Source organism: Arthrobacter ginkgonis (assembly GCF_039540195.1).
Classification (GTDB): Bacteria; Actinomycetota; Actinomycetes; order Actinomycetales; family Micrococcaceae; genus Zafaria; species Zafaria ginkgonis.
Window position 1 is genome coordinate 1 of record NZ_BAABEO010000021.1, and the last position, 6925, is coordinate 6925.

Sequence of the window (6925 nt, forward strand, 5' to 3'; positions counted from 1 at the left end):
TGCCCCTGAACGCGACCGCCGAACTCGCAGCATTCTTCGCCCCACTGCTCACCACGGACCAGCACGCCGACGCATAATCCTGCGCGCAGCATCCTGGGAAGGACGCCGACGACGTCCCGGTTGCGCCGGCACCGAACACAGCAGTTGAGTGAACACAGCAGCGCCTACGGCCGATGGCCGTAGGCGCTGCGTCACTCCATGTTTCGCGACCCCGCTCACCGCCGGCGCGGTCTGCGCGGTCGTCGCGGCGTGTTGGCTGGCTTTGACCTTGTCGGCGTGGGGGCCGTTCATCCAGGGGATGGTTTCGATCATGGTGGCCGGTGCCCGTGCGGCGCACGATGGTGGATTTTCCCAGCCCTGGTTTGCCCAGGATGAAGGCCTAGGGGATGCCGATGAGGGGTCAGCGGTCCCTCGGATTCTGGGAGGGTCCACTGACCGAAATCTCTGGGTTCCCCAGACTTCAGCCTGACGGTTTTGGGTGTTGGTTGAAGGTTCGGGTGAGTCGGGTGAAGGGGCATGGGATGGGGTGCGGTCACCGGAATCTAGCCCGGGTGGTGGGCTTTCTCCGGGTCTTCGGGTGAGTCGTCGCGCCGTTCCTTCACGAGCTTGCTGGCGCTGACCAGCCGCAGGGCGGTCACCAGCAGGATCCCGCCAAGGACATTGAATGCCAATACATAGGAAAACCAGCCGAGCCATTCGAGGTAGTGGATGTCCGCACCCGTGTGGATGGCGCCGAAGATCAGCAGCGAGTCCAGGATGGCGTGGAAGAGCTCCAGCCCGTAGAGCAGGAAGGCGCCGACGACGGCGGCCGCCATCTTGCCGGTGATGCTGTCGGTGCCGTGCTGCATGCGGGTCATCAACGTGATGGTGCTGCCGGCCAGCACGGCAAGGCACACGGTTGTCCAGTTGAACCCGGCGTCGAGATAGTGGGCGGCTTCCTTCGTGATGGTCTCGCTCCACTGCGGGAACGCCGTCATGATCAAAACCATGAACAGCCACCCGCCCGCCAGATTGGCTACGAGGGTGCCGCCCCAGAGCTTGCCGAGCTGCGCGTAGCTGGCCTCGCGTGCGACGACGGCCGCAATGGGCACCAGGAAGCCTTCCGTGAACAGTTCGCTCTTGGCCAGCAGGAGGGCGATGAGGCCTGCACTGAACGCCAGGCCCGCGAGAAGCTGGTTCCCGGTCTCGTGGAGAACACCGAGGTAGGCCATGACGCCGATGCCGATGTCAAACCCGCCGAACAGGCCGGTGATGAGCACGTCGCGGAAGGAGCGGTTCAGCCGTTGCGCGCCTTCCTCGACCATGCGGTCGAAGGATTCCTCCACCTCCTCCTCAACCGGGCCTGGATTGTCGCCAAGTTCCCGCCGTCGTTCATCGCCGTCGGTGTCGCTCATTCGTGTCGCCTGTCCGCCTGGAAATGTGTGGTCTTTCCATTGTCGTGTGGCATGGGACAAACGTCTCGCGCAAGACTCGAACCAGCCATCCCGCCGCCTTGGGGAGGCGGCAGACGGGTGCGCCGTATTGGCGTTCGGAAAACGCCGCGGGGAGCGGGGCAGGGGCGAGGGGAGGTGCACGTCCGGCTTAGCGGAAATTGCGCCCGGGCTCGGTCTCATTGGGGTGGCCGGTCTCCACGCGTTCGATCAGCACCCGTCCGGGTTCGCGTGCCTTCCCCTTGCCGGTCGGGGGAACGACCGCGTACCAGATCCGGCCGCCGTGGCTGAACTTGTACTGGTATCTGGCGTGGTCCTCGCCTTGGTAGGTCAGCGTGGCGAGGCCGCCGCGGAGAATGTAGCACAGGCCGGGTTGTTCGCGGTCGGGATGGACCGTGAGGTAGTCCCAGGCCTCGGCCAGCAGGTTCGCCGCCGTGGCCTTGGCATCCTGCCAGCCCTTTTCGGCCTCGCGCGTGATGAACTGCAGCACGTAGTCCGTGCTCTTGGAGGGGCGGGGAACGCCGGCGGTCTTTTTCGCCATCCCTACGGCCGTTCGGCGGCTACGGGCGCATCGAGGTAGATCAGGTCCGATCCGTCCGCGGGAATGCCTTCGGCGACCGCCGCCGCGGTCGCTTCCCAGGCCGACATCACCACGCCGAGCCGGCCGAAGTGTCCGACCGCGGCGCAGCCGCGCGCCACGTCCACGACTTCCTTGGCAAACTGCTCCTGCTCGGTGCGCGTCAGGAAGGTCAGCCACGGAAACGGTCCGTGGAGGCGCTCGATGAAGTCGCCGTCCCCCAGCGAGGCGGCGATGAGTGCCGAGGCAAGCCGCAGCCCATGGCGGTCGTTGCGGTGGCTGCTGGCCTTGGAGACCACCAGGTCCTCCTGGCCGCGCCTGGTCACCACGATGTCGCCCTCGTCGATGTGCGAGAGCACTTCCTTGGGTGAGCGCAGCAGCTCGGTAAAGGTCGCGGTCGTCGTCATGGCACCAGTTTATCTGATGTTTATCTGATTCCAAGCGTGCTGCTTCCACTGCGGTTGCGGCAGACTGCAACGGTCGGGATCCGCCGGTGCTTGCGCCGGCGGCGCCCTCCGCGGCCGCCTGTCCTCGATCGTGCCCCGGACGCAATCTCCGCTATCGGCGCCGGAAATCGGCTTTCACGGTCCCATGTTTCCCGGCCCAACTGTGGGCCTGGCTGATGGGAGACGGCCACCGGCGATATGATCCGGCAGGCCCTCGCCGCCAGCCTCAAAGACCGCCCTGACCAGGAAGCCGTCCGGACCCGCCTCATTGCCGACAAGCACCGGGCCACACCACTCCAGGCGGCCGGGCAGACGAAGGCGGTAGCTTCACCGCCGAGGCAGGAAACGTGAGAGCCCCCCGGCATCGGGCCGCCTGTAGGCGAGCTCGACGGCCCGATGCCGAGAAGAGGCCGGATGCGGCGACGTGGGTTCCGCGTGGATTTTCGGTTACGGCGGAGTCAGTGCCACAGCCCGAGCGCGAATTCGGCGATGATCGTGGCCAGCAGGAACGAGGCGATGATCGCGACCATGCCGACCGGAATGATCCTCCAGCCGATGCTCTTGAGCATCGGCAGGTCCTTGCCGAGGCTGAGGCCGGCGATCGTGAGCATGACGGTGATGACCGAGAGGAAGTTGACGCTCTCCGCAGCTCCCACGATCCAGGTCGCCAGGGGCGAGATCGGCGAAGTGGCGAGGGCGCCGAGGGTGATCACCACGATGATCGCGGGCAGCTTGCCCTTCGTTGCCCGGGCGGCCGCTACGCCGAGCACGGTGAGGAGCGACAGCAGCGCGTAGGTGGCGATCATCTCCCAGAGGAAGCCCTTCACCGCGATCGTCGTGACGATCACTCCGGCGGTGCCGATGATGGCCAGCGAGGTCCACAGCCCGACCTTGACCTTCGGGGCCTCGAGCAGGACGGCGGCGGTTGCGCGGGTCGCGGCGAGTTCCTGCTCGTCGAGCTTCGCGGCGCCGGGCAGCTTCGCGTCGGCGTTGCGGGTGAGCAGTTTGTAGGCCTTGTCGGCCAGCGGCAGGGAGACCCAGACGCCGATGTAGAGGCCGAGGACGCTCGTGATCAGGTTCGAGGTGGCTGCGACCGCGAGCACCTGCTCCTGCATCTCGGGGTGGGCGGCGACGATCACCCCTGCGGCGGCGGCCATCATTGAGCCCGAGCCGACGCCCGATCCCATCGCCAGGGCGATCGGGTCGAAGATGCCCATGGACACGCAGAGCGAGGCGATCAGGCTGACGATGACGGCGCCGAAGATCGTGCCGAAGATGTACATCGACAGCACGCCGCGGTATTGCGGGCTGTCGGAGCCGTAGCGTTCGCTCACCATCGCGAAGGAGGATTCGCGGTCGATCGAAAAGGTCGCTCCGACCGTCGCCGGTCCCATGCGCAGCAGCACGGCCAGGGGCAGCGCCAGCGCGATGGTGCCGAAGAGGTGTCCGAGCTCCTGCAGCAGCAGTGCCGGGCCCGCGTCCAGCAGCAGCGGAATGTTCGGGCCGATCGTGAACGAGAGCCGGGCGCACAGGACGAGCACGGCCAAGCCCATGATGACGGTGGCGGCCCGCTGCAGGTCGACGGGAACGGGCTTGATTTTCTGTCCCGACACCGCGGTGCCGGCGATGAGGCCCCAGATCATGGGCAGCAGCGTGACGGCGGCGGCTCCGAGGGGGATGACGACGGGGCCGATTGTCTGGGCGCCGGCGGCGATGCCGAGGATGAGGCCGGTGAGCACCCAGAGCTGGGGGCTTTTCAGGGTGAGCGTTACGGCGCTGGCGGTCGTTGGCGAGGCGGTGCCTTCGGTGGCGGCGCTCGTTTCGTACGTGGGCTTCATGACGGTACTCCGATGGGGAACGGGAGGCAGGCACTCGTCGTCGAGTGCGGCCTAGGCCTCGAGGGTGATTCGGGTGGCGCCGGCCGGGCGGTCCGCGGTGCGGCGGAGGAACTCGGCGCGCAGCCTGTCGTCGAACGCGACGTCGAGCACCGTCCAGGCCATGGACACGGCGGCGTCGATGGCAGCGGCGTCCGCGGCGGGGCTGGCGGCAGCGGCGGTGAAGTCGGGGTTGTGCGGGACGCCCTCCTGGCCGAGGAAGCCGATCATCGGGTGAATCGCCGGCACGACCTGGGACACGTTGCCCATGTCGGTCGAGCCTCCGGCCTCCCCGGGCCCTTCGATGATCGTGCGGCCCACGGCGGTGAGGTTGCGGTCCCACAGTTCGGCGAGCACCGGGTCGGAATTCAGCGGGGCGTAGGGATGTTCCGTGGCGGCCCACGACCAACCGCAGCCGGTCGCGATGGCGGCGCCCTCGAAACAGGCGAGCACCCGGCGCTTCATGGCGCGCCAGGGCTCGATCTCGTAGGCACGGATCTCGACCTGCACGACCGTGCGGTCGGGGATGATGTTGGTGGCCTCTCCGCCGAGGGAGACGAAGGCGTTGAGGTTGGTTTCCTTGGGCAGGTGCTGGCGCAGCAGGCCCAGAGCGGTGAGGGCAAGCGTGGAGGCGGCGGCCGCGTTGATGCCCTGCTCCGGGGCCCCGGCGGCATGGGCGGTTTTGCCCGTGAACACGACCTCGAAACGATCCACGGCGGTGGAGCGGAAGGCGGCGGCCGAACGGTCCTCTCCCGTCATGCCGTGCACCATGAGCGAGAAGTCGACGTCCTCCCAAGCTCCCTTCTTAAGCATGGCTACCTTCCCGCCGCCGTGCTCTTCGGCGGGGGTGCCGAGCAGCTTCACCCGCAGCCCCGCCTCGGCGGCCAGCGGCGCCAGCGCGAGTGCGGCTCCGACTCCGGCGGCGGCGATGACGTTGTGCCCGCACGCGTGGCCGATGCCGGGCAGCGCGTCGTACTCGGCGCAGATCGCGACCGTGAGGTCCCCCTCGCCGCAGACCGCCTCGATCGCGGTCGGCACGCCGTAGGCGCCGGATTCGACCGTGAACCCCGCGTCGCGGAGGACGCCGGAGACGAGGGCGGCGGCCTGGTGCTCCTCCCACGAGAGCTCGGGGTTTTGGTGGATCGCGTGGCTCAGTGCGATCAGCTGTGCGCGGCGGGCCTCCACCTCAAGCGCCGCTCGGTTCTTCCACGCGGTCGCGGTGCGGTCCTGGATGGTCTGTTGCGTTGTCAATGTGACGTTCCTTTCACTGGGTCGGGACTGCACGCCAGCGTAGGCAACGGGGGTCTTCGAAGGACTTTGGCGCGGGAAATTTGCGCAAGATATGGTGATGGTGCCGGAAAACCGGTGACGGGAATTCGTGGAGGCGGTGGCGTGGCGGATACGAACCTGCCTTCGGCGCTCGACCAGACCGACCTTCGCCTGCTGCACGCCCTGCAAGTCGACCCCCGGGCGAGCTGGAACGAACTGGCCCCGGTCGTCGGCGTCGACGCGGCCACGCTCGCCCGCCGCTGGGCCAGGCTCGACGCGGAGGGCCTGGCCTGGGTCACCGGGTACGACAGCAGCGGGCAGCTCGCGCTGCTGGAGATCGAGTGCGAGCTCGCCCGGCTCGAGCAGGTCGCGGCCGAAATGGGCCGCGACCGCCAGGTGCTGGTGCTGGACTTCAGTTCGGGCGGACGCGACCTGCTGGCCCTCGTCATGGGGCGCGATCTGGCGGAAATCTCCGCCTACGCCGTCGGCCGCCTCGGAGCCATCGAGGGGGTGCGCGCGGTGCGCACCCACATTGCCAACGAGATCCTGACCGACGGATCAAGCTGGCGGCTGCGCACCCTGAAGCCCGCGGAGGTCGCGCGCATCCGTCCGCCGAAGCCGCCGCGCCCCCGCGCGGCCCGCCGCGTCGACGACGGATTGCGCGCCGCCCTCGAGGACGAACTCTGGCGCGACGGACGGGCGAGCATCGCCGACATCGCGCAACGCACCGGCTACGCCCCGCAGCGCGTCTCGGATGCGATCGCGACGCTGCGGTCCACCGGCGACCTGGTGTTCCGCACCGACATCGCCCGCGCAGCCTCGGGCTGGCCCATCTACACCTGGTACTTCGTCGAAGCGCCCGCGCGCATCATCGAAGCCGCGCGCGCGGCGATCGCCACCGTGCCCGAGGTGCGCCTCGCCTTCACCGCCTCCAGCCGCTACAACCTGATCCTCGCCGTGTGGCTGCGCCGCATCGCCGACGTGAACCGCTTCGAGATGGCGCTCGAGCAGGCGCTGCAGGGCTCGCGCATTGCCGACCGCGCGGTCGTGCTGCGCATCGCGAAGCACATGAACCGGATCGTCGGGCCCGACACCCGGGCCATCGGATCGGCGAACAGCGAGCCCGCGCATCTGAAGCCCGACGGGTAACACCCAGCGCGTTCCCCGGGTATCCGGCGGCCGGCAGGGCGGCAGGGCGGCAGGGCGGCAGGGCGGGCCCGGCCGCGGGAGGTACGCGGCCGGGCCTTTCGTAGCGGCGGCACGGGCCCTGCTGCAGGTCCGTTGCGGTGGGGTCCGCTACTTCTTGGCCGCGTAGGGGTCGGCGATGCC

The 6925-nt window shown here is 68.6% G+C and carries 6 protein-coding genes; 1 reads left to right on the forward strand and 5 read right to left on the reverse strand.

Features of this window, described 5'->3' with window-relative positions; genetic code table 11:
• Positions 1 to 542 precede the first annotated feature (542 nt).
• The 5 genes from ABD912_RS16220 to ABD912_RS16240 all read right to left on the reverse strand — a co-directional run bounded on the left by ABD912_RS16220 (position 543) and on the right by ABD912_RS16240 (position 5578).
• Positions 543 to 1394, reverse strand: coding sequence for a formate/nitrite transporter family protein (locus ABD912_RS16220; RefSeq protein WP_345152395.1), 852 nt, complete (start codon positions 1392 to 1394; stop codon positions 543 to 545).
• 187 nt (positions 1395 to 1581) lie between these two features.
• The gene (locus ABD912_RS16225; protein ID WP_345152397.1) at positions 1582 to 1971 is read right to left on the reverse strand and encodes a hypothetical protein; all 390 of its coding nucleotides are present in this window, start codon (positions 1969 to 1971) and stop codon (positions 1582 to 1584) included.
• 2 nt (positions 1972 to 1973) lie between these two features.
• Positions 1974 to 2414 carry a type II toxin-antitoxin system Phd/YefM family antitoxin gene (locus ABD912_RS16230; protein WP_345152398.1) on the reverse strand — a complete coding sequence of 147 codons (441 nt, stop codon included), beginning with the start codon at positions 2412 to 2414 and terminating at the stop codon, positions 1974 to 1976.
• Positions 2415 to 2911: 497 nt separating this feature from the next.
• On the reverse strand, positions 2912 to 4291 hold the full coding sequence (locus ABD912_RS16235; protein ID WP_345152399.1) for a DUF3100 domain-containing protein: 1380 nt from the start codon (positions 4289 to 4291) through the stop codon (positions 2912 to 2914).
• Positions 4292 to 4342: 51 nt separating this feature from the next.
• A complete protein-coding gene (locus tag ABD912_RS16240) occupies positions 4343 to 5578 on the reverse strand; it encodes an amidohydrolase (protein WP_345152401.1) in 1236 nt (411 codons plus the stop codon).
• 114 nt (positions 5579 to 5692) lie between these two features.
• On the opposite strand from ABD912_RS16240, the gene ABD912_RS16245 reads away from it, so the two are divergent.
• Entirely contained in the window at positions 5693 to 6745 is a 1053-nt protein-coding gene (locus ABD912_RS16245) for an Lrp/AsnC family transcriptional regulator (RefSeq protein WP_345152402.1), read from the forward strand.
• Positions 6746 to 6925: the final 180 nt, after the last annotated feature.